This window comes from Microvirga pakistanensis, assembly GCF_004458765.1.
Classification (GTDB): domain Bacteria; phylum Pseudomonadota; class Alphaproteobacteria; order Rhizobiales; family Beijerinckiaceae; genus Microvirga; species Microvirga pakistanensis.
This window is the reverse complement of the sequence record NZ_SPJX01000167.1, coordinates 153082-178482: the sequence shown is the minus strand read 5'-3', so window position 1 is coordinate 178482 and position 25401 is coordinate 153082. Positions and strand designations below refer to the sequence as shown.

Sequence of the window (25401 nt, the reverse complement as noted above, 5' to 3'; positions counted from 1 at the left end):
GGTTATGGGCTTAAGGTTTCTGGTGGTCGAGGGCAATACGCGTGGTGCAAGGCAGGCCCACAAGGCCGCCTATGGCCAAATGCTGTCGGAGTCCTATGCCCAGGTGATTCAGGACATCGAGCGGAATGCGGTCTGCGACATCGCCTTCCCGACGGACGAGGGCGCAAACCTTCCTGATCGGGCGGGGCTCGAATCCTACGACGGCATCGTGCTCACGGGTTCGCACCTGAACATCTACGACCGCACGCCTGAGATCCTCCGTCAGATCGACCTGATGCGGGCGATCTATGCCTCCGGCACTCCGTCGTTCGGGTCCTGCTGGGGCTTGCAGGTGGCGGCCGTTGCGGCGGATGGGGACGTGCAGACGAATCCGCTGGGCCGCGAGGTGGGCTTCGCCCGGCGCCTGCGGCGCACGCCGGCGGGACAGGGACATCCCATGCTGGAGGGACGGCCGGAGGTTTACGATGCGCCTGCCATCCATCTCGACATGGTCACGACGGTGCCGGACGACGCCACAGTGATCGCCACCAACCCGGTCTCAGCGGTTCAGGCGGCGGAGATCCGTCGCGACGGCGGCGTGTTCTGGGGCGTGCAGTACCATCCGGAGTTCAGCCTCGCGGAGTTGGCCACGATCATCCGCCAGCGAGCGGAGCTGATGATCCGCGAAGGGTTCTGCCGGACGCCCGAGGAGGTTCAATCCTACGCGGACGATCTGACGGCTCTCGACCGGGACCCCTCGCGGACCGACCTGGCGTGGCGGCACGGGGTCGACGCCGAAGTGCTGGAACCCGCCCGCCGCACCCGCGAGATCCGCAACTTCATCGAGCACCGGGTGAAGGTGCAGAAGAGCGCGCGGGGACGAGCCTGACGTCCCCCGGAGTGGCCCAGAGGGCCCTCTCGGGGCCCTCAGAGCACATCCACGATGACGCGTTCGGAGACCGGAGCGGTGGAGGAGGGGGTGCGCACGACGAAGCCCCGGCACCTGGTGGTGACCGGATGGATCGGGGTGCGGTGCCGGTCGGACCCGGTCAGGTAATTGACCGTGTAATAGGTGTGTCCGCCGACGAAGGTCGTGTCCTTCGTCTCGAAAACGTATCCCAGCTCCGTCGGACTGATCCGGTAGATCGCCTGCGGTGGACCGAAAGCCGCGATACGCTCCGAGATCGGCCGGCCGATATAGTCGAAGCACGAGACCGCCATGGTCTCATGGACTGTCGGTACGCATCCCGCGGCGCCGAGCGCCAGGCCGACAGTCACAGCAATCTTTTTCATGGTTCCCCCAATGATGGGACAGAAATCTCCCGCCTGTAAGGGGAGGATCTAGATAAGTATTTGTCGTTAGGGAAGCTGCACCGTCATGCCTTCGTGTGGGTCTCTTGAAAAGCCGGCACCCGGAGACATCTCGTGCACACAGGCGAGGAGCGCGGTGCATGGGACAGGGCTCATTCCGGCTTGACCTGACGCGCGTGATCCACCATGAGGGTCTGCAAGGTTTTTCCCCAACCCTGGCCTTGCGCCGGGGTTTTTTCATGTGAGGCTTGAGCGATGGCGAACGTGGTTGTCGTGGGCGCCCAATGGGGCGACGAAGGCAAGGGCAAGATCGTCGACTGGCTGTCCGAGCAGGCGGACGTGGTCGTGCGGTTCCAGGGCGGGCACAATGCCGGCCATACCCTCGTGATCGGCGACAAGGTCTACAAGTTGTCGCTGCTGCCCTCCGGCGTGGTGCGCCCCAACAAGCTCTCCGTCATCGGCAACGGCGTCGTGCTCGACCCTCATGCGCTGGCGGCCGAGGTGCAGCGCCTGTCGGAGCAGGGCGTGGCGATCTCCCGCGAGAACCTGCGCGTGGCCGAGAACGCCACGCTGATCCTCTCCATCCACCGGGAGCTCGACGCCTTGCGCGAGAGCGGCAGCGCCGGCACGAAGATCGGCACCACCAAGCGCGGCATCGGCCCTGCTTATGAGGACAAGGTCGGCCGCCGCGCGATCCGCCTCATGGATCTCGCCGATCTCCCCTCGCTGCGCGACAAGATCGACCGCCTGCTCACGCACCACAACGCGCTTCGTCGCGGCCTCGGCCTCGACGAGTTCAAGCCGGAGGAGATCTACGAGGAGCTGTCCTCGGTCGCCCCGAAGGTGCTTCCCTACATGGACGCCGTGTGGCGCCTCCTCGACGAGGAGCGCCGGGCCGGCAAGCGCATCCTGTTCGAAGGCGCACAGGGCGCGCTGCTCGATGTGGATCACGGCACCTATCCTTTCGTCACCTCCTCCAACACGGTGGCGGGCCAAGCGGCCACGGGTTCGGGCCTCGGTCCGGGCGGCGTGGGCTACGTGCTCGGGATCGCAAAGGCCTACACCACCCGCGTGGGCGAGGGGCCGTTCCCGACCGAGCTCAACGACGAGACCGGCGAGCTGATCGGCCAGAAGGGCAAGGAGTTCGGCGTCGTGACGGGCCGCAAGCGCCGCTGCGGCTGGTTCGACGCCACCCTGGTGCGCCAGACGGTGCGCACCTCCGGCATCGACGGCATCGCGCTCACCAAGCTCGACATCCTCGACGGTTTCGACACCATCAAGATCGGCGTCGGCTACAGGCTCGATGGGCAGATTATCGACTATTTCCCGGCGAGCCAGGGCGCTCAAGGGAGGGTCGAGCCCGTCTACGAGGAGTTCGAGGGGTGGAGCGGCTCCACGGCGGGCGCGCGTTCCTGGGCGGATCTTCCGGCGCAGGCCGTCAAGTATGTCCGCCGCATCGAGGAGTTGATCGGCGCGCCCGTCGCTGTGCTTTCCACTTCGCCCGAGCGCGAGGATACAATCCTCATGAAGAACCCCTTTGAGGGTTGACGGCGAAGCCGCTCCGGGTCATTCCCAAGGAAATGGCAGATTATTACCCACTTATCGCAAGGGCCGTCGAAGGCCTGACAGACAAGACGCCGGCCTCGCGGCACGCCGTTTACGAGCGGGCCCGGACGGCTCTGGTCGCTCAATTGCGCTCTCTCGATCCCCCTCTGCAGGAAGCGGATATTCAGAGGGAATGCGCTGCCCTCGACGAGGCCATCACCCGCGTCGAGGCCGATCATGCGCCGCCTCCGGCAGGTTTCGACCCGGATGCCTTCGCCGAGATGCTGGCGGAGGATCAGCCGCCGCAAAGTCCGGCCGATCGTCTGCGCAGCGTGGTGCCGCCGCGGCAGGGCCTTCGGGCGCCTTCTCAGAGCGAGCCTGAGCGCCGACCGGACCCCCAGGCCCTTGAGGACACCACGACCGTCCGTCCGCGGGTCGACAGCCGCCCGCATCCGGCCATGCAGAGCAACCGGCAGATGCGGTCCATCCTGCTTGGCGCGGCCATCATCCTGGTGATCCTGGTCATCGGGGGCTTGGCCTGGTGGCAGAGCCGCTCCGATGCTCCCATCCCCGAGACGCCCGTCGCCGAAGCTCCTCGGGAGGCGCCGGCCAACAACGAGAAGACCAAGATCGACGAGCGGGTCGGGGGACAGGCACCGGCCGTCTCTCCCAACGCCGGCCAGGCGATCGGCGTGGCGCATCGCGCCGTCTTCTACGAGGAGGACGCCACCAACCCTCAGACACCGAAGGCTCATGTGGGACGCGTGGTCTGGCGGCTCGAGGATGTGAATCCCGGACAAGGACAGCCGCTCGAGAAAGCGGTCACGGCCAATGTCGAGGTCGCCGATGCAGGGCTGGCCATGAGGTTGGTGCTGCGCCGTAACCTGGATACGACGCTACCGGCTTCGCACACGGTCGAGCTGACGTTCACCACGCGCCAGGGCGACAGCGGACGCGTGATCCGTGACGTGGGGCTCCTGCAGTTCAAGAACGAGGAGGCGGCACGCGGCACGCCGATCGCCGGTCTCCCCGTTCCCGTCCGCGAGAATCTGTTCCTGATCGGCCTCTCCAACCTGCAGGGCGACGTGGAGCGGAACACCGAACTCTTCGTGCGCCGCAACTGGATCGACCTGCCGGTCCGCATGGCCTCGGGCCAGCGCGCCATTTTGAGCTTCGAGAAGGGCGCCTCGGGCGAGCAGGTGCTGAACAACGCCTTCAGCCAGTGGCAGTGAGGCGAGGCCAGCAAGCCGACAAAAATGCCGCGCTGAAGGGCGCGGCATTCTTCATGGGGCCGGCATTTTCATGAGGCCGTAATCGCCCTCAGGCCGAAGCCTCGGCCGACGGGGTTTGCTCGATCTGGGTAAGGTTCTTCTTCACCGCTTCCTGCACCTTCTCGAAGGCCCGGACCTCAATCTGGCGCACGCGCTCGCGGGAGACCCCGAACTCGGTCGAGAGTTCCTCAAGCGTGATCGGGTCGTCCGAGAGGCGACGGGCTTCGAAGATCCGTCGCTCGCGCGAGTTGAGAACCGTGAGGGCGTTGCGCAGCGCCGTCAGCCGGTTTTGGCCTTCCTCCTCCTCGACGAGCACCTGCTCCTGGCTTTCGCTCTGGTCGACCAGCCAGTCCTGCCACTCGCCGCCGCCTTCGCCCTCGTCGCGCAGGGGCGCATTCAGGGAGGCGTCGCCGCCGAGGCGGCGGTTCATGTCGACCACGTCCTGCTCGGTCACGCCGAGCTGAGTGGCGATCTGCTTCACCTGGTCCGGGCGCAGGTCGCCCTCGTCCAGAGCCGAGATGCGGCCCTTGGCCTTGCGCAGGTTGAAGAACAGCTTCTTCTGGTTCGCGGTGGTGCCCATCTTCACGAGCGACCAGGACCGCAGGATGTATTCTTGAATCGCCGCCTTGATCCACCACATGGCATAGGTGGCGAGGCGGAAGCCCTTGTCGGGCTCGAAGCGTTTGACGGCCTGCATGAGGCCGACATTGCCTTCGGAGACCACCTCGCTGATCGGCAAGCCGTAGCCGCGGTAACCCATGGCGATCTTGGCGACGAGGCGCAGGTGGGATGTCACGAGCTTGTGGGCAGCCTCGCGATCTCCATGCTCACGCCAGCGTTTGGCGAGCATGTACTCCTCATGCGGCTCAAGCATGGGGAATCGACGGATCTCGTCGAGATAGCGGGAAAGGCCCCCTTCATTGGCAAGCACTGGAAGCGCTGCAGCCATATCTTCTCCTCCTTTGGCTCCCTCGTTCCGTGAGGCAAGCCTGAGGCGGCCCCCTCGATGGCCGGCCGCCCAACATCCTTATATAAGCGGTTCAACCTTGTCCGGATAGAGGCGCCAGGGTTCAAGACCTGGTGAACGCTCCACGATCGCAAGGGTGCCAGCGTGGCAGAATTTTGCGACGCATTGACGCTCAGCGCCTAGGCCTTCAGGCTCTCCAGGAGCGCGGCCAAGTCCGCCGGCACAGGGCTCTCGAAACGCAGGAACTCGCCTGTCCTGGGATGTTCGAACCCGAGGACCGCCGCGTGCAAGGCCTGCCTGTCCAGAGCCCTCAGAGCCTGCTGTTGGTCCGGTGTCAGGCGGTTCGCCTTCGTTTTGAACCCGGAACCGTAAACCGCGTCGCCGAGGAGCGGGTGGCCGATATGGGCCATATGAACGCGGATCTGGTGGGTGCGCCCGGTCTCGAGCTCGCACTGGACGAGAGAGGCGATCGGATTGGCGGAGGGCAGGGGCTCCAGGACCTCGTAATGGGTGATGGCGTAACGGCCCCGTTCGTTCTCATCGGACACGATGGCGATCTTTTCGCGGTTGTGCTGGCTGCGGGCGAGCGCGGCTTCCACCGTGCCGCGCCGGCGCTCCGGAACGCCCCAGACGAGGGCGATATAGAGCCTCTCCAGGGGGCCGGTGCGGCCATGGTCGGCGAATTGCTCCGCCAGCCCCTGATGGGCCAAGTCGTTCTTGGCCACCACGAGAAGGCCCGAGGTGTCCTTGTCGAGCCGGTGCACGATTCCGGGCCTCTTCACCCCGCCGATGCCCGACAGGCTCTCGCCGCAATGGGCGATGAGCGCGTTCACCAGCGTGCCGGATTCATGACCCGCCGCCGGATGGACCACGAGCCCCGCCGGCTTGTCGATGACGATCAGATCATCGTCCTCATAGACGATGGACAGGTCCATGGCCTCGCCCTGAGGCTCCGCGGGCACGGGTGGGGGAACCTGCAGGGCGATCCGCGCGCCCGCGCCGACCTTGCGGCCCGGATCGAGCACGGGTGCGCCGTCGACGGTCACCTGGCCTTCGCGGATCAGGGCCTGCAGGCGGCTGCGCGACAGATCGCTCGCGAGCCGCGCCAGCACGCGGTCGAGCCGCTCGGCCGCCGTTCCATCGTCAAGGGTCCATTCCTGCAGGGTCCTGTCGTCCACCACGTCCTCGTTTCTGCCTGGCCCGCTCTTTTTTCGGAGAAAGGGCTTGAAGGGATTCGCAATGGTGGTTATACGAGCGGCCTCAACCTTGCTAGCTCCCTTCGTCTAGCGGTCTAGGACGTCAGGACCCCCCTCCAACCCTACCACGCGAGTGGTGATAAGGGTTCGAGAGTGGTAGGCCTACCAAACAAGCTCAGAAATGAGCGGGGTGGTAGGTTTCTGTTCGGTGCCTCTAGGCAGGAGGGAAAACAGCTGGTAATAGGTCATACGAGTACGATATGTAACAAAGTTGCTCCCTTCGTCTAGCGGTCTAGGACGTTGCCCTCTCACGGCAAAAACAGGGGTTCGAGTCCCCTAGGGAGCGCCAAAGTTTCAAGAACTTAGCTTCAGGTGCGGCGCCTGGGCAGCGATGTTGTCGCTGGTTTTTCCTTATAAGCCGCGACGTTGGGGAGAGCCTTGGAGATCTTCCGCCTCCTGCAAGTGGGCGACGTTCACTACCCCGACAAAGAAAATTCAACACCACCCGTTGATGACAAGGATTCTGCATTCCCAAGCAGAGTCACAGGCACGGTTGGCATAGCTCCTCTTCAGACTGTTACGAAAAAACTCTCGACGTTGATCGAGGAGCAGGATCCGCACGTCCTTGCGTTTATGGGGGATTACACGACCCGAGGCGATGCAACTGGCCTGTCAGACTGTTTGAGCTATGTTCAGCGGGTGATCCCCGTCTCGTGGAGCGGCAAGGTCGCATCCAGCTCCGTGTTCCTCATCGGAAATCACGACATAGACCGGTTCAGCAAAGCTAGCCCTGAACAACGGTTTGAGGATGTGAATGCGGCCCTCCGAAATATCGGCTTTCCAGAGGCCGCTGCCTCAAAACCTACGAGGCTGACATGGAATGGTACGGTCGGGAGAGCGGAGGTTTTTGGCATAAACAGCTGCCTCGGTTGTGGGGAGACGCGTTTCCTGCCAGCGACGATCAAGGAGCCTGTGAGCAGGGCCTTGGACGAGCTTGTTGCGAATGGGGCCAACCCTCATCTGCTCGACGAGCTGATAGAGAGCATTGATACGCCAGCTGTCAGTGAAGAAGCCATTGCTGAGCTTCTAGAACGTGCTGCAGCGCTGCCTAATACAGCAGTGCCGATTATCTGCGCCCATCACAATCTGCTGCCTCAGGCTACGCCCCGGATCGCACCTTATGCGGAGCTGTTAAATGGGGGCTCCTTCCGAGGCAGTCTCTTGTCCCTCAACAGACCTGTGGTGTTCCTCCACGGGCACATTCATCAAGATCCGTATGAGGTGATCAGATCTCCCGTCTGGCGAAAGTCCGGCATCATCTCGATCTCGGCTCCGCTCCTACGGGATGGCTTCAATGTGGTCGAGATCGCCTATAACGACGCGGGATTTCCTCTCGGCATCAACGTAACTCCATATCGCCGTACGGGTAATCAGATCGAGAAGAAGGCCGCTATTGATATCCCCTTTTGGACGACCCTGGCCGGTATTGAGAATGCAACCCGGCATAGCCGAGAGCTGATGGCACAGCTAGGTTCAAACAATATTCACTACTGCTCGGATCTCGCCCGCGCTGTGGGGTGTAGTCGGGAAGAAATGCAAGCTTCCATCATCGAGCTTCGGTGGCTTGGATTGGTTGAAATTCTTAACGCAGAAAGCGCGCCGGATCTTTGGCGTGTGACGCGAGCAATCTAATGGCTGATAACAATCCATTCCGCCCGACACGATTCGAGCATCAGGAACATCCACTTATTTGGCTGTCGCCAAACGTAAAGTATTTGGAGGGGCTGAAGTCACTCTATATCGCCGGGACACGTGGAAGCGGAAAAACCAGTCTTCTACAGGCCGTTAATTGGCGCGAGAGATTAAATAACAAAACCCTGCGGGATCAAATTTCGGATGATGATCAACCGGATTATGTAGCTGTATACTTCCGCTTGCCTGACTACATATCTAGCGCCTTTGGCTCAGTCGATTGGGAACACTGGTTCCCGCGCGCTCCGGACCTTGAGCGGGTAGAGCATGATTATTTCTCAAAGTTGATTGAGGTGATTTCGGCGCAGCTCATCTGTGAGGCGTTTGCCGGACTACGTTCAGCTGGAAAGTTCGGCTACTCGCCCACACAGGAAGCGGAGGTGGTCCAGGAATTGTGCTCCGAACATCCAAACGTGTTTGACGGAGCGGATCGGCTGATCGGACTGGACGAGCTATCCAAATGGTTCAGAGGTCTTCAGCGAAAAATGAATCTCGCCGTCACCCGTGGTTTGATTGATAGGCTTGATGGGGCGCTTCCTGAGACAGAGCCGGGAGTGTTCGTCAACGATCTAGCGGCGAGAGTGCGCACACTTGCCTGCGAAAGCGGTCACGACATGTGCCCCCCGCACTTTCATATCAAGGTGTGTATAGACGATTGTGAAACTTTGCATCCGCGTCAGCAGAGGTTTCTAAATACCTTGGTCAGGACTTCGAAGAACCCTCTTTTCTGGGTCGTCAGCTATGTGTCTACTGACTATGACTCGACATCAACCATCATTCAAAACCAGAGCCTCACAGATGCGGACCGTCGGCAAATTGACCTGAACAATGAAAGCGAGAAGGATTTCCGACGGCTCTGTGAGGAGGTTTCGGCGCTTAGGCTATATTACTCGAACACACAGCTGAGTAGCGCTACCTCATTTCGTGAATTGCCGTCAAACTTCTTCACACTCGACCAAGTATTTGGCGCCAGAAGCATCAATACACTCCTAATCGAGACGACAAAGAATAGCATTTCTCCTGCTTTCTCCCAGCTAAAGGAACGGGCGAGTGCTATTCGGCAAAAGATTGATGGCGAAAGCGACGTTGATTCGGAAGACGTTCCTCCGATATGGCAGGCATACTTGATTGAAAAATTGGGTATTAATCATGCTGACATGCATAGCCGTCGCCGGTCGAGAAATATTCAAGCATACCTACGTCGCAAGCAGCGTGCGGCCCTGTTGAATATCTGCTCGGAGTTCAGGATCGCAAATGTGCCATATGCTGGGGCAAGCACTATCATATCCATGAGCGATCTGTGTGTTCGCGATTATCTTGAGATTGCTGCAGCAATACTAGAAGAGGCTCTGAAGCGAAGGGAGATTTCTTCGGCGGATGGTTTCGCCTACCGCAGAACTCCTCTATCGCTTGTCTCTCAGAGAGAGGGCATCAAGGCTGCCAGCCGAAGCAAGTTTGATGGGATCAAGAATAATCTTGAGCAGGATTGGATCGAGGTGATGAAAGTCATTGAATGCCTCGGGATGCTCTGCGCGAAACTGCAGTCTGATCATCGAAACACCGACAGTCTTGCGACGCCGGAGCGGGGAATATTCGTTTTCAACTTGAGTAATATACCGGGCTCAAGTGAGAAGCACATTGCTGATCGGAAGGCGCAGATCGTTCGCATTTTCCAAAGATGTGAGGCCGACGGTTTGTTGCGTCCTGAGCCAGTTCGGGCGTCCAGTCCTCAAGCTGATGAAAGCGGCGACATCGCGGGCAGGAAAGTGCCGAGCACTCTCTCTTACAGGTTACATAGAAGGTTTGCGGCGCTGTTTCGCTTCTCGCAGCGTGGACCTTATGAGCCCGTGACTATGCCGATGGAGGATTTTGCAGCACTATGTGAGCGTCCCTCAGGGATCGCTGCAAACGAGTGGGTTGAGCGAGTCTACGGTAAGATCGGTAGTTCCATTCCTGGACAATCAACGCTGTTGCTGTGAGTTTCGAGATGGACCAAGCGAACGATCATTACTCACGTGCTTTCATTCAGTTGGTGGAGCGACGAGCCGCTACTGAAAGGCTACGCTTGGGCGGCGACTTGATAATCGCGACTACAAGTTCTGAGCCGAGGTGCTTAGAGGTCTTTCGTGCGGCTCGGGACAAGTTCCGTTTTGGTGCCGTAGTCAGATTCTCTGAACGCGGTGTAACCGGGCGGAGAGAGCTTCATGATAGTCAAGCCGTATCCATTCTTTCGAATGATAACACGCAGCTAATCGACTTTGGCCCACTATCCATCCTCGATTTTCGAGGATGGACTGTGCAGTTTGAAAGCTTGCTAACCAGTATTAGATCCCAACTCGGCCGGCCTGTTAGAGTAGCGATCGATACTTCATGCCTGCCAAAGCATTATATTTTGTACCTCATCGGGCTTTCCTTTGAGAACTCACTTGTAAGCGAGATGCAACTTTTCTACGCCGAGGGGCTATATAGCCCCGTACATCTCGGCGCGAACGGGAACGAGGGGAGTAATGCCTATAGATTCTCAATGGGTGAATGGCGGCCTTTAGCGATTCCCTATTTCGAAGGTGAGCTCGCACTTGAAAACAAGAGCCGGATTGTTGCTTCACTTGGATTTGAGACTTTAGAGGCTCGGAAATTTATTCGAACCTACCAAGCCGATAAGTATGCAGTGATCCTACCCTTCCCAAGTCATAGCCCGGAATACGAGGAAATTGGCACTCGGGATGGTGAGATGCTGGCAAGAGAGCTAGATGTCCCAGAAACTGAGATCTACCACTGTCCGGCAGGCAGTGCTTCAAACATGGCTCGACTACTCGATACGGAGCTTAAAACTCCGAAGGGGTTTAGCGACACGTTGATGAGTCTAGGGACAAAACCCCACGCCGTTGGAATGGGAGTGCATGCACTGATTAATAAGCGGGCTACCGTGATTTGCCGCGTGCCAGCCCAATACCCCGAGAATGAAACGGCGGCTACAGGGTCTTCATGGGTGTTCAGAATTCAAGACCGCAGTTCACTGGATCTAACATTGGAAACATCAGCGTTCGCGGAGTTGGCTTGAAATACTATGAACCACCTCGAATGGCATATCAGCAAAAGGCGGCTAAGCCTACAAGGGTTCTTCGGCTTCCATGCGTCCGGCTGTGAAAGCAAGCCCCTTTAGCCGAGCCGATTTAAACAAATTTTTGGGCTGCGGCGCACCCGCTCCTCGATGCAAGTCAGATGGACCAGGCACGAAAAGCTGGCCCTGGACTTCGCTACAGTGGTGAAGATCGCGTTCTTGCGTCAAGACCTGCGGACAATCAGGCCATCAGACAGGTCTAGTTGTTCATCTTCTCGCAGTGAGCGTCCCTGCGATTAAGCATGGATAATTGGAGTCGACAGATGATACATCCGAGATTCACGGATTCAAATGCGACCCGTACTTTAGGAGTCCCTGTAGCTCTTTATAATTTTTTCGATTGCGTCGAGGAAGCATGGGTCCGAGAGGCGGCGTCCATTCGTGCTCTCGATAGAGCCGTCGGAGGATCGTCTGAGCCCGCGGACTTTGATAAGGCGTGCATCTATGAAATTCTTTAGTGACTCTACCTCGGCCTCGTTTAGAGCGAGATCATTTGCTTCCTGAGGCAGCAATGGAATTTCACCACCGCATGGGAATTCACCCTTGATCTGAATGACTGGTCCACCTCGGTATCTTTGTAAGATGTTGATCTGACTCTCCAGACTCCTAGCTCTTACCTTAAGCAGGCTAACTTGGTGCCGCACGATATCGTCATCGATCCTCCGGATCTCCGCATCAGTGATGATTTCGGCGCCAAACTCACGCCTCGAGGGAGTCGCCTGAGCTTGGAGGATCACTTCAGCAATTTGGTCCCAGTCGTCATAGAGCAACTTGTACTTATTGGCACCCGCACGTTTGTTGCGGATTGAAGACTCCGCGAGGCTCACAGAGGGATCCGGAAATCGGGCCGTATAACGACGCAGAACAGATGGCACCGTGAGGCGTTGCCGTGCGTCGACGATCAACTCCCGGCAAATTTGGCTCAGATTGCGGAGCTTCGTCGAGATTACAACAGTATGAGCATCGAGAGTATATTGGTTGAGCCTCCGTTCCATGTGCTCTAGCGCTTCCTTAATCTCAGGCTTCATTTTCCAGGTCCCGTCGGGCTCGATCTAAGGTAATGAGCTATTTCGATCCGCTTTTGGGCGGAAATAATCTTCACTCCGCGGACTGACGCCGGGGTGCCTTGCACCGCCGCGGTTGAGAGCTTATAACGCCAGTGCCACAAGACTAAGCAGCTGGATGACTTTCAACTAGCTAAGCCAAAGAGCCTTCAAGTACAGGAGGCCGTGGTGGCGGTCGAACAGTTGGTAAAACGCTACGGGGTAGTTCTTTTCCGACATAGCGTCGGTATGTTTCTTCAAGAGGGTAGTCAAGGCCAAGTTCCGAAAGCGACTTCCGGCCTTCGATTACATTTTGTGTTTCCTCAGCTCCTAACTTGATTAGAAGAAATGCAGCCATAGCATCTGCGGAGTCGCGGCGTTCCTCGGGAGTAAGAGGGGCAAGTCTGATGGGTTGATAGCCATTTCCATATAAAACTTTGTCGAGGAATTCGTCTCGCTCTCGTTCGAGGTCGTCGGCGTTGATAGACGGAAACCAACGCGACGCTTGAACTACCGCATCAATGAGCTCAAATCGTGTAGATTCCCGCCCTGTCATCTCAGGAAATTCCTCATCAGCCAAAAGTATTGGGATGCTGATCTTTTCATCAATCTGCTGCTTCGCTGACTTTAGGTATGCTCGGATTGCTCTGATCTTATCAGTTAAAATCATGGTAGAATGAAAATTTGCGAGAACTTGGTCTCGCGCTTCAATATCAGCGAGCCACACCTCCTCATTGATCATGATGGCCTCACGGAGTTCAGGTGGGACAGGTGATCCAACTGAAGTAAGCTCTCGTCTTTCCTGCTTAAGCCGCTCGACGGTGCGCTGACCGGCATCGATCCGGAGAGCTAGCTGATCGCAAATAGCCGAGAGCACATTAGCATGGGTCCAGAGTGGGATAAGAAACGGCACGCCAGTGATGAAGAACCGGCACCGAGTGCAGTTTCGCGGACCGCCCGGTACTGGTCCATATGTAGACTTGTCCCGACCTTTGTCATGCCGCTTAATTTTGAGTTTCCCACCTATATTACATAGAGTTCCTCCGTTTGGGCATATGCCACAGTCAGTTTGGAGCCAAGCGCTGGGTTCCGAAAACTTCCCGTACAACTGGTGCAAGCCATCGTCGCTGAGCCGGGCGGTCATGCGAGCCGCCTGCTCGTAGGTGGCGTTCCGAAGGAAGTTCGGAAACTCCGAGCGTGCTTTGGTTAGCGCCTTCCGCCGTGCGTCCGTGAGGATTTGGCTAACATGTGCCGGGTCGAATTTAAGGTACTTGAGTGTCATCAGAATGCTCGCATGACCCGCCACAATCTTACTAAGAACTTCGACCGACACACCTTCCTCATACAGGGCGGTCAAAGTTGCGGACCGCATGCCGTGCATATTGAAGATCGCCTTCTTGGGTGCTCCAGATTTGTCACGCTGTGTGATCAAACAGATTTTGTTCTCAGGATCTTCTTTGTTCAGGCGCCTTTCCAATTCATCAAGTGCGTCATAGAAGAATTGCAGAAGAACCTTGTAAGTTGGGGGAGCCTCTTTTCCTCGTGCGCCAGAATTCTGAGGATAACGAAATAGAAAGAAGCGCGCCGGAATCAGGTGTTTCAGACTTTCCGAGGGATCGTCTTCGAATATCCCCGAGGGAATATCATCGAACTCCAATGGCGCGGATACGGGATTGTAGGTCTCCTGCCATTTCCTCATTTCGAAGAGGTTTTCAAGCTGCTCATCAAGTTGCCACGAGATCAAATAACCAGAAGTTTCGTCGAAGCGTGTGGCAGCGTCGGCGGTCTTATTAGAGTTGATCCAGAAGCCCGTGATAGCTCCATTGCGGCTTGTGATTTCGCGGAAGACACCTCGGGTTGGGTTTCTTGCTCCCATCCTTTCCCAGTAATTGGCATTTGCGTTGATACTAGCCGACCAACCTTTTCCCGGTTGCCATGTTCGCGCGTCGCCCTCACCACTATCAAGGCGGCGGGCTTGCACGGTCCTCAGGGGCAAGTCGAGTAGAAGCAGTAAAAGGCGGGGGAGTACCTCACAAAAAACGAGACCTGTTGAGCTATCGGGCTTGGTGTAGGTACACCAGTGCAACGGCCGACCAGTTTTCCCATCAACTAGAGATTTCGGCCACGCAAAATCATCCTCCTTTATCAGTTGCTTCAAGGCGAGGTGATATTTAGTAGGCATAGGACGCGCGGCGACATCGGTGTGCTTGGATGTTCCGCCTTGGGGCGGCATCTCTCTTGCTAGTTTCTCAACATCTTTATCCGTGATGCCGGTGTGCAGTGTCGGATACCCATTCTCATCGCGACTTTCCTCGACCATCCACTGTGCGAAATCGCGAACCTTTCCAATTACGAAAAGTTGCTGCTTTGGTGCAGTGCTCCATATCTTCACGTATGTTAGGAGGCCTAACATATTGGATCGCGAAAATGCCTTCTCAGGGCTTGATCCCGCCTCAGTTGAAAGCTGACCAAAATAGTCGAGAAGAAGGTTTTTCCCATAGCGGGGAGCTCTTTTCTGCAGATATCTCCCCTCATCGAGAAAACGCTCGTACTCAGTATCAATCCAACTCAAATGCGGCTTGGAAGCGACGATGCTAATGTTGCGAGTAGATCTACGCAGTTGCTTTAGAGGATTGGCAAGCAAGCTTCTCCCCAAGTTTGGATCCTGTCGCTCCTTGCCCAGAATGTCCACGAACCACCGAAACGTCTTCCGGGTCCAGCCCGCAGCCCAATCAGCCCATTCACCCTCTGGCATAAAAACCGAGGCAATGTAGTCGAAATGATCACTCTTGAGGTCGTCTATAGACGTCACGTTAGTTGAGGACAGCGCTATGCTAGCGGCGATCTTCCAGTAAGCGAAGCTGCGAGCCCGAAAATCCCGGCCCCCTCCGTCCCTAGGAACAGCTCTCTTGAAAGATTCCAACTCTTGGATCTCTACCTGCATCGCGACTAAATCTTCATTGTATTCCGCTGCAATCCGATTGAATCTCTTCTCATGCATCTTCCCTAGGCCCGATTGATCCCAAAGGAAGGCTATTGGCCAGAGGATCAACCCTGCCGCATGAAGTTCAAGCAGCTCTCCAAGTGCATTTGACGAACCGCCGTTGCGTTCTCTCACGGTTGTGTATTGCTCGACAAGATCGTCGACAAGGTGCCCAATCTCATCATCAATTGTGCCATCCTCATTCGGTACCAAGGCGAACTTTTCTGGATGTATGTTGAACCATTCACCTGCTACTTGAGTACTTGCCGCGATCGAATGGATAAACTCAGACACGCGGACCTCCGCTGGCAATGAACTCCTTGAGCCGCAAAATTGCTTGCGACGACTCGTGTCCCAACGGAGCTAGCGGCTCGACATGCCGACCCGTTAATTGAGCATATGCATTGTTCAGGACTTGGTTCGTTCGATCGCGATCAGGTGCGGTGTATGGAGCTTGGGAAAGATAATGTCTGTGGTGAAGGCCTTTTTGGATCACTTGAGGGGCGACGCCAAGACTCACTAAGGTCTGACCGTATAGATGCCGCAAACCATGCGTTGTGGTGCCGTGGTATTTGCTGTGCTCGAGATAGGTGCCACCGTCGACCTGAATTCTGCGAACTGCTGCTTCATGGTTCCGCTCATAAGCTTTCGGCGTATATGGGTCACCGATCATAGCGGTTCCCTCGCGCCGATCATCACCCTCGGTGACGAATAGGAATGGATGGTCGGCGCCGCCGAGCGCTCGGCGGTGTTTCATTATAGGTGTCCGAACATATCGGATGTAGCCGAGATAAAGAATCCAAAAGAGAGCGGCTGCATTGGGATCAATCCAAAAGACGAAGGCCTGATGCTCTCGGTTAAGATCTATACCCTTCCAACCCGCTCGGTAGCGTCCTCGGGTTACCTTATGCCGTGGCATGTATGGTGGGTAACGGCGCTTTAGGACTTCTTGACGAGAGAGCCTCAATTCGCGACCGGTAACTTTATCGAAGTACTGTAGCATCGCCTCTGAAGGGTGATTTAATACTACCAGTGCATGTCCCGGTTTACCAGGCTCCTCGACGACATCCTGAATCCAGAGGTGGAAGCCTTCAGCGCGGCGTAGACCACCCCAGCCGTCTAGCAGGCCCACCATCATGTCCCTGCTGTTGTACCGCAAGAAGGGGTTGATCTCGCGGTCGCGGCCTGGTCGCTTATATCCCTCCCAGAGAAGGCTTTCCACGTACTCCGGTGGAAAGTATTTGACAGGCTCAACGCTAACTCCGACGGGATTGCGTCCGGTTTCAACCCAGCTCTTGCGCCGTTTCTCTTTAGGTTCCTGATCGATGTGCACTAACATCGATACCTGTCGGATTCGGCTCCAGACCAAGGTCGCGGTGATGTCGATCCCTTTGGATGGGGCTCTCTTATGAGCGGCTGGCTCAAATGGATTTGGATCAATTTCCTCATAGCACCACTGAGCATAGTGCTCGATGCTATGGACCAATTCTCGGGTCCGACGCCAACCCATCATTGGCCAGTAGAGGCCAGATTCATCGATGCCGTCCGGGCTGATAGTCCCACTTTGTAGGGCGTGCGCGAACCGCCGAAACAGAGTCCTTTGGAAGTTCGCGGGTGACTCTGCTGCAATCTTTGGGCCTACTGCTTGGCAAAAATCCCACAGTAGGCCAAGTCCACGAACAACTGTGTCTTGCCAAGTCGGTCCCCGATGTTGAAAGGCTTTCATGTATTCGATTAGGCGGGCATATGGCTCGGTAGAGCCGTCCTGCTTTCGAAGTATCAGTACTCGGGCTGTCCACCCGTGAGGCATTCCGTCGACCGACATGGCCATCGAAGCGTGGTATAGCGCTTGAGGAACTCTCACTTGTCACTCCGAGGCTTTCACATGTCAGTGCGATGCCGATGTACCGTCTGATGGCGAGATGGGTCCGCATCCGGGCGTGAATTGGGTTTTGCGAATAATTGAGAAAATATGACCTGCCGCAGTTCAGGCTGCGAAGTCCCATACCCGGTGAGAATCGACTCCACCATCATTCGAAAACGTAGTTGAGTGATTGGAGTGGGTGTCGTTGGCAACGGAAGCCCGCGTGGTGGCTCCGTCCGTGAATGAGGGCGTGCTGAAAACTTCTGTTTCAAGTCCCACCTCTCCAACTTGCGGGGTCCTTTCCATACGCGCCCACGTCCATATCCCTTGGATCCTGGACCCGAACTCGGTCAATTGAAGCTAGACCGAGATGTGTGAAATGTCGAGTCTCAAAGCGGGCTAACCCATTGAAAGGAAACGAGAAAGGATTGAAAGTGTAATCCTTCATTTGTCATCGCTGCGCATGGATTGAGCGCCGGATCCCTGCATTTGAAGGAAAGAGAAATCGCTGGACTAGGTTCGTGATTAACTGTGACAAGGGCGAGTTGGTGTGGATCGCCTGGTTTTCTGAATGGTTAGTTGCTTAAGCTGTCCACTACGGACGGAACTAATTGGTGATTTGAACGTCGATGTCCGGCCAATGTCCGATAAGTAGGGATTATCGGACATTGCTGCGGGCTCACCGACCTGTGGCTTTGATCCACTCTGGATCTCCAACGGCGGTGTGCGTGGGTATCTCAATGATGCAGGCCATGATCACGGCCTAGCGGGCTTAACAGAAGCGCCGCGACCTTCTGTGATCTCCTATGGGTGGGCGCAGCTGAAGCTCGCAGCCTCGTCGATGTTCCCGGTGCCAGAGTACTTCGCCACCTGCGGATACGGGCACAGCGGGCGGGATCGCACGACCTGCGAGCCTGCCATCTGCCGCGCCTGAAGGGAACCCGGGGCTTTGCCGCTCTCGACCCAGTTGATGAGCGGCGTCATGGCGTCGAAGCGGTCGGGGCCGAAGCCACCGCGGCAATGGAACATGCCAGGCACCATGAACAGCCGGTAGAAGTTGCTCGTCCGGTCCTCTCCCATCGTCCGACGGACCCGCTCATAGTAGTTCACCCCCATCATCGGGTTCAGGGCAGGGTCGGCCCAGCCGAAGTAGGTGATGAGGCGCCCGCCGCGCTTCTCAAACTCTGACAGATCCGGGTTGGTGGCATCAAGGATCTCCCGGATCCGGGAGATGGGCTCGACATCCCGGTCGAAGTTGAACTGCTTCCAATCCAGGTTAGGCTGCGAGCTTGGAGCATTGGCAAAGTACTTGAGGAAGCTCTCGCCATAGGCCAGCTGACGGCTCTTTGGTCCCTCAGAGACGATCCACTCCTTCCACCCGCTCGCGCCGCTGGCATCCGCCGGCTCCGCACCCGGAAGCTGGCCCGGGAAGATGACCTCGCCCTTGCTCTTCACGCCGCCATAAATGGTCTGAAGCGTCTCGACCTGGGCTTGGGTGAAGCACTGATCACCGGTCTGGCCTTCGGTGCATTTCGGCAGGTCCTGAGCTGGGGTGAAGGGACATTGGCGCGGATCGGTCAACAGACCGTCCTTGGCACCGTCTACGGCGTCACACTTGTCCAGCACGGCCTTGGCAATCGCGGGGAGTTGCCGGATCGAGATCGGCGCCTTTGCTAGTGCCTGAGCGTTCCACACGCCCCAGAGCTGGGTTCCGGTGAAATCGAGAACGGGGGCGCCGGCGAGGATGCCGTCGAAGTCGCTCGGGTAGCGCTGAGCGGACATGAGCCCCTGACGCCCACCCGTGGAGCAGCCATCCCAGTAGGAGTAGGAGGGAGGACGATCATAGTAGGCCTGGATCAGGTCCTTCGCCCTGGTGACGGTCACGTGGACCCCGCGGGAGGCATAGTCCACGAGCTTGCCAAGGTTGTTCTCGGCGAAGCTGCCGAGCGGTTCAGCCCGGGCATCGTGTCCGCTGTTCTGCTGCACCACGGCAAAGCCCTGCCGCAGAGCGGCGTTGCGGGTGTCCTGCCGGCTGGCTTCTGCCAGATTCTCGCCAGCATAGCCGCCATTGCCGAACATGTAGAGCCGCCGGTTCCAGGTATCCGGAAGAGTGATCTCGAACTGGATCTCCGGCTGGATCACGCCCGTGACCTGACAATGAGCAGGGTGCCGGTCGGTCGCCTCCACAGATCTCGATTTGAGGAAGGACACCTCCGGAAGCACCAGCCGCTCAATGGCCGTGCAGGCCACCTGCGGGGATACCGGCGTGGAGCGAAATGGGGCATCGGACGGTGCCGCGGTGAAGCTGGAGGCGTTCTGTGCGTGAACCGGGATGATGCCAGCCCAAAGCACAGCGGCCGTGAGAAGCGGGCGTTCGAAGGCGTTCATGCGCGTTTCTCTCCCTTGGCTGCAGCCATCATCGCCGCTTGTCCATATTCAGGAGGAAAGAGGGTAGAGGGCTGCGTATGCTTCTCAATGGATCAAATACGCAATGGATTGGACAAACCGCACATTTGGCTGGGTATCACACCACTACCCCATGAAGCGGAGAGGTATGACCATCCGAATGATGTTTCAAATCTTCCCTGAGCCGATCCAAGTGGAGCCCCTAACAGTGATCTGTTGGCACGGAGCTGAAGTAGGACGAGGGTCCGCAGAAGAGAGGAACACCGGACATTCGCGAAGGGCAGGGGATCGGCAGAGAATGACCCTGAGCAGACTTTCCTCATCCTACCCTGGTACCCGAGGCGGCACTCGCGTAAATCGGCATGGATGGTTTCGGGGGATCCACATCAGCAGGGGGTGAGACCGCCTGAAGCTCGTGGAGCGACACCAGCATCCGACATCCCAAGCCTTCAACGGCAAAGTCGAGATGGGTCTCACCATCCAGATCGCGGGCAATTCCCTGCTGGAGCAGGCGCGAGCCGAAGCCCGTGCGGGACGGCTGCCTCACAGTGGGGCCACCTGTCTCTTTCCAGCTCAGGTGCAGATGGGTGCCGTCCCCGCTTGTGGTCACCTCCCAGCGTACGCGAACCCTGCCTTCCGGCACGGAGAGGCTGCCGTGCTTGGCGGCATTCGTCGTTAGCTCGTGCGCGGCCATCCCGAGCGCAACCGCCACCCGAGGCGCCAGCGGCACCGGTGGGCCGTCCAGCACAACCCGAGTGCCTGAACCGTCATCGTAAGGCTCCAGCTCGGCCCGCATAACGTCCCGCAGGGACACCGTCTCCCAGGCCGCCTCAGTGAGCAGGTTGTGGGTCTTCGAAAGCGCCAGGATCCGCGCCTCAAGGCTCTCCTTGTAAGCCTCATGATCCGGTGCTGACCGCGCCGTCAGCCGCGCCATCGTCTGCACGGTGGCCAGTGTGTTCTTCACCCGGTGGTTCAATTCGTTGATCAGAAGGGTCTGACGCCGGTCCTTCTCGGCAAGCTTCCGCGAGGCTGCCGCCAGAGCGTCGGCCACTTGCCCGACCTCACTTGGGGCACGCTGCGGCACCCGGATCGGTTCTCCCCGCCCGAGCGCTTGCGCCGAACCGGCGAGGACCCGCAGAGGGCGAGCGACCAACTCCGCCGCAAACCAGGCGAGGACGCCAATCAGAAGCGCCACGAGAGCCCCCCATCCGGCGATCCTCCGCTGGATTGCACTGACGGGTGCGAATGCGGTGTCGGCATTCTGTCGGACGAGAACGGACCATCCCAATCCCGGGTAGTCCCGGTGCCCCGTCGTCCTGGTGAAGCCGCTCAGGTACTCGCGTCCGTCAGGCCAAGTCTCGACGTTCGACCCGCGGGCTCCGCCTGTGGCACTCTTTGCTCCAGCGGTCTGGAGTGAGGTCTTCAACAGATCCTTGGGGCCGAGCAGCACCGTGCCATCGCGAGCCAGGACTAGCACCTCGATGCCGGGGTAGCGCTCCCGTGCGGCGCTGCGCAGCGCCTGTTCCAGTTCCTGAGCCCAGGTCCAGTACAGATGAGCACCGATAACGCCCACAAGGGATCCATCAGCAGCGCGCACTGGTGCAGCAAGGTCGACGAAGCGCGGCGGGTCCGCGGGATCGTTGCCGAGGATCTTGGCCAGCAGGATGGCGTCATGCACGTCACCCACGAACGGCGCCTTGCTCCCTTCCACAAAGAAGTCGCGCTGCGCGATATTGGCGCCCACCATCTGCGGGACCGTGGCCGCTCTGACCTGTCCGTCCGGGCTCATGAAGGCGACGGCCGCATACTCAGGATAGGTCGAGCGTAGGCGCTCAATCACGATGCTCTTTGCGTCCATGGCGACGTTCGGGTCGCGCATGGTATCAAGGGAGGCGGCAACCTGGATGTCGCGCCAGCGCTCGAACATGCCCCGGTCGAGCTTGTCGGCCATGTGGGTTGCGAGTTCCGCCAGGTCGGCCCCGATATCGCGGCGCAGGCGTTCGCTGGTCTCCCGACTGGCCAGAACTGTGACGAAAGCCGTGGCCAGGAGCGCGATGGCCGCAATGGTGACTGCGAACACCAGCCTCAGCGACAGCCTGTGGCCCGCAATCATCCGCATACCCCTTTAACTGAACACGGCAGAGTTTAAGGCATCGGTTGGGTTCGCGATAGCCTGCAACAATGACATCCATGCCATCCGTGAGGGCAACGGCGTTCCCGCTCGCGACACCTGGCTCACGGGTCGTGCACCGACAAACAAAGGCCGCGCTCCCGCGCAACCATGATCGATCCCGCCGGAGGTTGCCATGCCCCGCTCGCCCGGACCGCTGCTCGTACTCGCCCTGCTCGTCATCCCTTCAACACCGTCGCTCGCCCACGACTGGTACCCGGCATCGTGCTGTAGCGAGCGGGACTGCCGTGCCCTGGTCGAGGCCATGGGCGAGACCGTCCTGGACGCGGCAGGGCGGTTCGAGCTCTGGGACGGCCGGACCGTCGACCGGGAGAAGGCCCGTCCGTCGCCGGACGGGCGGTTTCACCTGTGCGAGACCACGGCCGGGCGGATTCTTTGCTTCTTCGCGCCGCCCGGCGCGTCCTGAGCCCGCAGGCGCTATGCCGGATGTCCGAGGTCATCCGGATCATCCAGGTCCTGACGGCCCAATGACTGCCGTGCGGGCTTCGGGTCGGCATACTGCCTCATGGTCTCCGACTACCGCTCCTCAGGCAGCTCAGGCGCTTGCGCAGGGTGATCGATTGCCTGGGTCCATTGATCGGCTTGCAGTCTTTACGGCAGCCCGCAGGGTCCCTATCTCACAGTTCCTTCCTACGAAGTCATCCCAAACGCCGTGCCTGACCCTTCGAGGGGCAGGCCATGACCCGTTGTCATGAGTCCCACCAACGAGACCGAACACGATGCACGGCAGCCTTGGACCGAACAGCAGACTGGACTTCCTCATGGGCGGCGGCGAGATGGGCGCACTCATCCGCGCCCACGACTGGGCGACGACGCCGCTCGGTCCGCCGGACGGCTGGTCGCATGGGCTCAAGACCCTGGTCGGGGTCATGCTGGGATCGAACCAGCCGATGTTCATCGCCTGGGGGCCGGACCGCACGCTGCTCTACAATGATGCCTATGCCGAGATCCTCGTGCACAAGCATCGGAGAGCGAACCCGGGAGGGGCACCACCTTCACCCTCTACCTGCCCAAGGTCGAGCGAGATGTTGCCTCAGAAGCGGCTGAGAACGATGCCCGAGGAGGCGGACAGCACGAGGACGGTCGCGGCCGTCGCGTGCTGGTGGTCGAGGACAACATCGAGGTTGGTCGGTTCTCGACCCAGCTTCTCCAGGACGTCGGCTACGAGACCACCTGGGCGGCCAACGCCACGGAGGCCCTCAAGCTGCTGGAGGAGGACCACGCCCGCTTCGACGTGGTGTTCTCGGATGTGGTGATGCCGGGTATGAGTGGCGTCGAGCTCGGACGTGAAATCCGGCGGCTGTACCCGAACCTGCCCGTGGTGCTGACCTCCGGCTACAGCCACGTTCTGGCCGAAGAGGGGCAGGGAGCCTTGGAGATGATCAGCAACAGTCTCAGAAGGAAGAAGAGATTGACTTCAGTTCTCAGGAGCGGATCCTCATCAGATCCATTCTCTGGATAGCCCGCTTTAGGAGCACTACCTATCATCTAAGTGAAACGTGGCATGATATTCAGCGCAGATCGAGTCTATGGCTTCTTGCTCAGAAGGATCTGTGATGGGCGTTCGTTTGTATGCCAAGGTGGTCTCATTATCAGCCACTGATCTTGGGCGCTGATACCTGAGAGATACGACGTGCTCCCGCCTGCAACTGAGGGAGCGCCGTCATGCACTCACCGTTTCATTCCGACTACAACCCGATGATCCGCAAGCTGGAGAGCGTGTTTACGCTCACGGACGACGAGCGGCAGGCTCTTCAAAGTCTGCCGATGCAGATAGCCGTCCTCAAGGCCGACCAGGACATCGTGCGCGAAGGCGACCGGCCCTCCCGGTCCTGCCTGCTTCTCAGCGGCTTTGCCTGCACCTACAAGGTCACCGCAGCCGGCAAGCGCCAGATCGTCTCCTTCAACTGCCCGGTGACATTCCCGACCTCCAGAGCCTGCACCTGAAGGTGCTCGACAACAGCGTCGGCACTATCAGCCAATGCCGGGTGGGGTTCATTACCCATGAGGCCTTGTGGGATCTCTGTATCCGCTATCCGCGCATCACCGCCGCCTTCTGGCGCGAGACCTTGATCGACGCTTCGATCTTCCGGGAGTGGGTGATGAATGTCGGTCACCGCGAAGGCGTGAGCCGCATGGCCCATGTGCTCGGTGAGTTGATGGTGCGCCTAAGGGCCGTGGACCTGGTCGAGGACCATGCCTGTGACCTGCCCATCACTCAACGCGAGTTCGCCGACGCGCTCGGCTTCACCACGGTTCACGTCAACCGGGTGCTGCAGCAGATGCGGGCCGAGGGCCTGATCGAGCTGAGCGGCGAGCGGCTGAACATTCCCGATTGGGAGAAGTTGAAGGAAGTGGGCGAGTTCGACCCGACCTACCTGCACCTGGAGAGCGATCGGGCCGCCGCATGACCCTGACCTTTCATCCCACCCGCGTGGCGACCGGATTCGACGAGGAAGGTATGCTGGTCTTCGACGAGGAGCAGCGGCTGGTGGCGGTGTTGACGCATCTCTCGGACCGGTATGACGGTCTATCCGGGCATTGGTTCCTGGAAGCCAAGTTCGGCGTGCTGGAAGGGCTGGGTCAGCCCACATACCGCGATCTGGATGCCGCCCAAGAAGCCATCGCCCAGCGCCTTGGCAGACGGCACTGAGACGGCCTGCAACTCCATGAACGGCCTTACGCGCAAGTCGCGGACTATCTGCTCACGTGCGCGGGGGGCGGAGGCTCCACGCGGTCGACCTGCATCGACACCGTGATGGTCAGCACCCGCTGGCGATGCTCGTTGCGCACCTCGACCGTGATCGCGCGGCTGTCACCCGTCGGCAGCCGGTCCCGTCCGACCTCAGCCGCCATACAGGCGGCCTCATATTCAGCCTTGTCCAAGCCGTCGAACTCAAGGCCCTCTTCATCGGGGGCGAAGCGCGCCCCCTCCCGCACGTCGAAGTAGAAACGAGGCACCCTGACCTCCTCAAGCTGGTGACTACCACCTAGGGCGGAATGGTTTGTATGCCATTCCATCCTGCGCGTTATCGCGGCTGGACTTCCAGGCTCAGGAAGGTCGGGTCAAACTCGGCGACCTCTTGCAGGCGCGGCCAATCCGTGATGACGACCGTTTCCCCACGCCATGTGATCAGGTTCTCCTTCCGGAGGTCCTGGAGCACACGGTTCACGTGGACGGTTGAGAGCCCAAGAGAGTCGCCCAGCTCTGCCTGGGTCAGAGGGAGCTTGAAGCTGTAGCCTTCGGTGAGACCGACGACCTGAAGGCGAAGGAACAGCTCACACAGCAGGTGAGCGGTATGTTCCAGGGCCGAGCGGCGGCCCATGGCCACGATCCACTGGCGGTGGATGGCTCCATCCACGGCAATGTTCACCGCCAGCAGACGAGCCAGATGAGGGTGGCTCTCGGAGATACCATGGAGAGTTTCGTGGGGGACCATGCCGACCGTGCAGGGTGTGATCGCCATGACGGCGTGGTCCATCTTCTTCACCAGGAAGCTATGGAGGTCGACGAAGTCGCCGGGCACGTGAAGGGCCGTGATCTGGCGCTTGCCGTTCCGCAGGAGGCTGTAACGGACAGCAAAGCCCGTGATGAGGACCGTACTTTCGGTTGGGCGGTCCCCCTCCCGGAGCATGTCCTCGCCCCGGCTCACGGCCCTTTGGCGGACAATGATCTCCTCCAGGAGCTGTCGCTCCCTGTCTGAGATGCGGTCAAACTGTTCAAACTTCCGGATCAGAGCAGCGGCTGGCATGAGTTTTCCTGAGGAAGCGT

The 25401-nt window shown here is 59.0% G+C and carries 20 protein-coding genes, 1 tRNA gene and 1 pseudogene; 12 read left to right on the top strand and 10 right to left on the bottom strand.

Features of this window, described 5'->3' with window-relative positions; genetic code table 11:
• Positions 1-4: 4 nt before the first annotated feature.
• Positions 5-868, top strand: a complete 864-nt coding sequence (locus E4K09_RS06840; protein WP_134495998.1) for a type 1 glutamine amidotransferase — start codon at positions 5-7, stop codon at positions 866-868.
• 38 nt (positions 869-906) lie between these two features.
• Here the strand turns inward: E4K09_RS06840 and E4K09_RS06835 are convergent, their stop codons facing one another.
• Complete coding sequence (locus tag E4K09_RS06835) at positions 907-1272, bottom strand: hypothetical protein (RefSeq protein WP_134495997.1); 366 nt, start codon at positions 1270-1272, stop codon at positions 907-909.
• A gap of 273 nt (positions 1273-1545) precedes the next feature.
• On the opposite strand from E4K09_RS06835, the gene E4K09_RS06830 reads away from it, so the two are divergent.
• Both E4K09_RS06830 and E4K09_RS06825 read left to right on the top strand, forming a co-directional pair.
• The gene (locus E4K09_RS06830; RefSeq protein WP_134495996.1) at positions 1546-2838 is read left to right on the top strand and encodes an adenylosuccinate synthase; all 1293 of its coding nucleotides are present in this window, start codon (positions 1546-1548) and stop codon (positions 2836-2838) included.
• Positions 2835-4067: a histidine kinase gene (locus tag E4K09_RS06825; RefSeq protein ID WP_244610391.1), complete on the top strand. Its 1233-nt coding sequence runs from the start codon at positions 2835-2837 to the stop codon at positions 4065-4067. Before E4K09_RS06830 ends, E4K09_RS06825 begins: the two co-directional genes overlap by 4 nt.
• 88 nt (positions 4068-4155) lie before the next feature.
• Here the strand turns inward: E4K09_RS06825 and rpoH are convergent, their stop codons facing one another.
• Positions 4156-5055: an RNA polymerase sigma factor RpoH gene (rpoH, locus tag E4K09_RS06820; protein WP_134495995.1), complete on the bottom strand. Its 900-nt coding sequence runs from the start codon at positions 5053-5055 to the stop codon at positions 4156-4158.
• Between the two features lie 197 nt (positions 5056-5252).
• Positions 5253-6251 carry an RluA family pseudouridine synthase gene (locus E4K09_RS06815; protein WP_134495994.1) on the bottom strand — a complete coding sequence of 333 codons (999 nt, stop codon included), beginning with the start codon at positions 6249-6251 and terminating at the stop codon, positions 5253-5255.
• A gap of 291 nt (positions 6252-6542) precedes the next feature.
• Between E4K09_RS06815 and E4K09_RS06810 the strand changes: the two genes are divergently transcribed.
• The 4 genes from E4K09_RS06810 (at position 6543) to E4K09_RS06795 (ending at position 11082) form a co-directional block, all read left to right on the top strand.
• Positions 6543-6618: transfer RNA gene (locus E4K09_RS06810), tRNA-Glu, on the top strand.
• 89 nt (positions 6619-6707) lie between these two features.
• The gene (locus tag E4K09_RS06805) at positions 6708-7961 is read left to right on the top strand and encodes a metallophosphoesterase family protein (RefSeq protein ID WP_166802201.1); all 1254 of its coding nucleotides are present in this window, start codon (positions 6708-6710) and stop codon (positions 7959-7961) included.
• Positions 7961-10000, top strand: coding sequence for an ORC-CDC6 family AAA ATPase (locus E4K09_RS06800; protein WP_134495992.1), 2040 nt, complete (start codon positions 7961-7963; stop codon positions 9998-10000). The genes E4K09_RS06805 and E4K09_RS06800 overlap by 1 nt, the downstream gene beginning before the upstream one ends.
• 317 nt (positions 10001-10317) lie before the next feature.
• Positions 10318-11082, top strand: a complete 765-nt coding sequence (locus E4K09_RS06795; protein WP_134495991.1) for an adenosine kinase family protein — start codon at positions 10318-10320, stop codon at positions 11080-11082.
• Between the two features lie 365 nt (positions 11083-11447).
• On the opposite strand, the gene gmtX is transcribed toward E4K09_RS06795, so the two are convergent.
• The 5 genes from gmtX to E4K09_RS06770 form a co-directional block, all read right to left on the bottom strand.
• Complete coding sequence (gene gmtX / locus E4K09_RS06790; RefSeq protein WP_134495990.1) at positions 11448-12170, bottom strand: gamma-mobile-trio protein GmtX; 723 nt, start codon at positions 12168-12170, stop codon at positions 11448-11450.
• Positions 12171-12339: 169 nt separating this feature from the next.
• Positions 12340-15462 (bottom strand): VPA1269 family protein, encoded by a 3123-nt coding sequence (locus E4K09_RS06785; RefSeq protein ID WP_134495989.1) that lies wholly within the window; start codon positions 15460-15462, stop codon positions 12340-12342.
• Complete coding sequence (locus E4K09_RS06780) at positions 15455-16507, bottom strand: hypothetical protein (protein WP_134495988.1); 1053 nt, start codon at positions 16505-16507, stop codon at positions 15455-15457. The genes E4K09_RS06785 and E4K09_RS06780 overlap by 8 nt, the downstream gene beginning before the upstream one ends.
• A gap of 1329 nt (positions 16508-17836) precedes the next feature.
• Positions 17837-19420: a DUF6351 family protein gene (locus E4K09_RS06775; RefSeq protein WP_134495987.1), complete on the bottom strand. Its 1584-nt coding sequence runs from the start codon at positions 19418-19420 to the stop codon at positions 17837-17839.
• A gap of 337 nt (positions 19421-19757) precedes the next feature.
• Positions 19758-21551, bottom strand: coding sequence for a sensor histidine kinase (locus E4K09_RS06770; RefSeq protein WP_166802200.1), 1794 nt, complete (start codon positions 21549-21551; stop codon positions 19758-19760).
• Between the two features lie 193 nt (positions 21552-21744).
• Here E4K09_RS06770 and E4K09_RS06765 point away from each other — a divergent pair, with 193 nt between their 5' ends.
• From E4K09_RS06765 to E4K09_RS06745, 5 genes and pseudogenes are all read left to right on the top strand, one after another.
• Positions 21745-22035, top strand: a complete 291-nt coding sequence (locus tag E4K09_RS06765; RefSeq protein ID WP_134495985.1) for a hypothetical protein — start codon at positions 21745-21747, stop codon at positions 22033-22035.
• A 561-nt stretch (positions 22036-22596) separates the two neighbouring features.
• A pseudogene (locus E4K09_RS06755) lies at positions 22597-23091 on the top strand (response regulator); the annotation flags it as partial.
• 203 nt (positions 23092-23294) lie between these two features.
• Positions 23295-23576, top strand: a complete 282-nt coding sequence (locus E4K09_RS30830) for a cyclic nucleotide-binding domain-containing protein (protein WP_342211341.1) — start codon at positions 23295-23297, stop codon at positions 23574-23576.
• A gap of 2 nt (positions 23577-23578) precedes the next feature.
• Positions 23579-24040 carry a Crp/Fnr family transcriptional regulator gene (locus E4K09_RS30825; RefSeq protein WP_342211340.1) on the top strand — a complete coding sequence of 154 codons (462 nt, stop codon included), beginning with the start codon at positions 23579-23581 and terminating at the stop codon, positions 24038-24040.
• The gene (locus tag E4K09_RS06745; RefSeq protein ID WP_134495983.1) at positions 24037-24282 is read left to right on the top strand and encodes a molybdopterin-binding domain-containing protein; all 246 of its coding nucleotides are present in this window, start codon (positions 24037-24039) and stop codon (positions 24280-24282) included. The genes E4K09_RS30825 and E4K09_RS06745 overlap by 4 nt, the downstream gene beginning before the upstream one ends.
• Before the next feature lie 44 nt (positions 24283-24326).
• Here the strand turns inward: E4K09_RS06745 and E4K09_RS06740 are convergent, their stop codons facing one another.
• Positions 24327-24590, bottom strand: a complete 264-nt coding sequence (locus E4K09_RS06740; RefSeq protein WP_193557258.1) for a DUF6894 family protein — start codon at positions 24588-24590, stop codon at positions 24327-24329.
• A gap of 68 nt (positions 24591-24658) precedes the next feature.
• Entirely contained in the window at positions 24659-25381 is a 723-nt protein-coding gene (locus tag E4K09_RS06735) for a Crp/Fnr family transcriptional regulator (RefSeq protein ID WP_134495982.1), read from the bottom strand.
• Positions 25382-25401 lie beyond the last annotated feature (20 nt).